This is a genomic window from Actinomadura geliboluensis (assembly GCF_005889745.1).
In the GTDB taxonomy this organism is placed as follows: domain Bacteria; phylum Actinomycetota; class Actinomycetes; order Streptosporangiales; family Streptosporangiaceae; genus Spirillospora; species Spirillospora geliboluensis.
Genome location: NZ_VCKZ01000675.1, coordinates 1 through 2,461, shown reverse-complemented (window position 1 = coordinate 2,461; position 2,461 = coordinate 1). Strand labels below are relative to the sequence as shown.

Here is a 2,461-nt window from a genome sequence, read left to right as displayed (position 1 = left end):
TCGTGGGCTGGGAGATGTATTTAAGAATCAGGGGCGGGGGCCGACGCGGGCTTCGGCGACGCGGGCGCCGGAGCCGTGGCCGGCTTGGCCGTCGCGACCGGCGCCGGCTTGGCGGCGGGCGCGGGCTGCGCCGGCGGGGCCTGCTTGCGCGGGCTGCTCTGCCGGACGGCGTCCTCGACCATCTTCTCCAGCGGGCCGGCCTCGTTCTCGGCGGTCAGCAGCCGGTGCAGCGTGTCGCTGATCTCGGTGAGCCGCTGCAGGGCCTGCGTGTGGTTCTTGGTGAGCGCGGTGAGCCGCTGCGTGGCGCCCTCGTTGATCACGCTGGCGCGGCGCTCGGACGCGGTGAGGGTGCGCTCGGCCTCCAGCCGCGCGCTCGTCACCGTCTGCTCGGCCTCCTGCTTCGCCGACGACAGGACGCTCTCCGACTCCTTCTTGGCGGAGGCGAGCACGTGGTCGGCCTTCTCCTGCGCCTGGGCGAGGTTCTTGTCGGCGTGCGCGCGCGCCTCGTCGATGATGCGCTTGGACTCGTGCTCGGCGTCCTCGCGGATCTCGGCGCCCTTGGCCTCGGCCTGGGCGACCTTGTCCTGGGCCTCGTCCTCGGCCAGGTTGATGATCTGGCGGAGGCGGTCGCTCAGGTCGTCGCCGGTGGGCTTGCGCGCCTCCCTGAGTTCGGCCATCTCGCGGCGGAGGCGCTCACCGTCGTCCTGGGCGCGGGCGAGGCGCGCCTCCAGTTCGCGGTGCTTCTGCTGGGCGCGGGCGATGTAGTCGTCGACCTGGCGGCGGTTGTAGCCGCGCATGACGATCTCGAACGACTCGTCTTGGAGGAGGTTGGGCAGGATCTCGGCTTCGTTGCTCATGGTGCCTTGGGGGGTCGTTGGCGGGGGTCATCACCCCGTCAGGGTCGGACGCGATAACAAGCCTCACCCGCCTGAGCGGGCCCACAGGATACGGACGTACCACACGGACGCACGGATACGTCAGGACGACTCTTGTCCGGTCCACCCCTTTCGCGCAACCGGAACACGCTTCTTGCTGCCGTTTCTTCTTGCCGACAGGCTCGACAAACTATCCAATCCGGTCAAATCCGATGCCCCCCGGTCCCCGGGCGGGGCGGGCCGCGTCCTAGCATCGGCGGCCATGAGCTACCTGGGAGCGTTGGGCGCGGACCGGCCGAAGATCGACCCGTCGGCGTGGGTCGCGCCCGGCGCGGTCGTCGTCGGGCGGGTGACGCTGGGCCGCGCGTCCAGCGTCTGGTACGGCTCGGTGCTGCGCGCCGAGGACGAGGAGATCGTCGTCGGCGACGAGTGCAACATCCAGGACCTCAGCTGCCTGCACTGCGACCCGGGGATGCCCGCCGTCCTGGAAGACCGGGTCAGCCTCGGCCACAAGGCGATGGTGCACGGCGCCCACGTCGAGACCGGCGCGCTCATCGGGATCGGCGCGATCGTGCTGAACGGCGCCCGCATCGGGGCCGGCACGCTGATCGCGGCCGGCGCGCTGGTGCCGCCCGGCAAGAAGATCCCGGCCGGGGTGCTGGTCGCCGGGACGCCGGGCAAGATCGTCCGGGAGCTGACCGACGACGACCGGCTCGTCCTGGAGCACACGCCCACGGTCTACATGGAGAAGGCCGAGCGGCACCGCGCCGCCGAGTGGCAGTGACGTCAAGCCCCCCTTGATCTCGCGCTGACCTGCGGCGACGCCGCTTCCGCGCCGGTCAGGAACCCGCCGGGCGGGTTCTGCTGACTACGATGACCATCGTGGTGTGGGGACCGGGCTATGGCAGCGCTCCGCCGCCCAGCCCGCAGCGGGGGCAGGATCCGTTCACGGAGGCGGAGCGCGACACGCGGGCGATGGTGGCCGCCGCGTGGTGGCCGTCGGCGCCCCCGCAGCAGCGCCACCACGCCATCGGCGGCCGCATGCTCGTGCTCCCCGACGGGACGTGGTGGCTGTTCGGCGCGTGGGCCCGCTGGTACCGGCTGCACCCGTCCGACGGCCAGTGGTACCTGTGCCCGCCGCCCCGCACGCCCGCCGTCCGGATGGCGGCCAGGCCCGCGCAGCAGGGCGCCGGGCAGGTGCCGAACCTGCCGCCGCACGTCGTCCCGGCCGGGCCCGACTTCGGCTACGACCCGCCCAAGGGGCTGCCGTTCGTCGGGCACGGGTTCGCGACGGACCTGACTTCGCGCGTGCGGTCGACCGTCGAGTCCGCCGCCACGCTCGCCGCCCCCGACTACCCGCACTGGTGGCCCGACTTCACCGGCGAGACGCCCTCGACCGTCGCGGCCGCGTGGGGCGTGATGCTGTGGTGCTCGGCCGCCCCGGCGTTCGACGCGCGGCTCGACGCGCAGATGCTCGACCTCTGGAAGCCTGATCCGGCCCGGTGGAGCATCCCGGCGAGCGTCGCGGTGGGGTTGATGCTCGCGGGCGGGTCGTCGGGCGTCTGCCACCAGGGCCCGTGCGGGGC

At 72.8% G+C, this 2,461-nt stretch carries 2 protein-coding genes and 1 pseudogene; 2 read left to right on the top strand and 1 reads right to left on the bottom strand.

Translation table 11 applies throughout. The annotated features are described in order from the left end of the window. Positions 1–20: 20 nt before the first annotated feature. Positions 21–857 (bottom strand): DivIVA domain-containing protein, encoded by an 837-nt coding sequence (locus tag ETD96_RS43375; RefSeq protein ID WP_138642287.1) that lies wholly within the window; start codon positions 855–857, stop codon positions 21–23. 280 nt (positions 858–1,137) lie between these two features. On the opposite strand from ETD96_RS43375, the gene ETD96_RS43370 reads away from it, so the two are divergent. After that, positions 1,138–1,659, top strand: coding sequence for a gamma carbonic anhydrase family protein (locus ETD96_RS43370; protein WP_138642286.1), 522 nt, complete (start codon positions 1,138–1,140; stop codon positions 1,657–1,659). 89 nt (positions 1,660–1,748) lie between these two features. Next, positions 1,749–2,461: pseudogene (locus tag ETD96_RS43365) on the top strand (hypothetical protein); the annotation flags it as partial.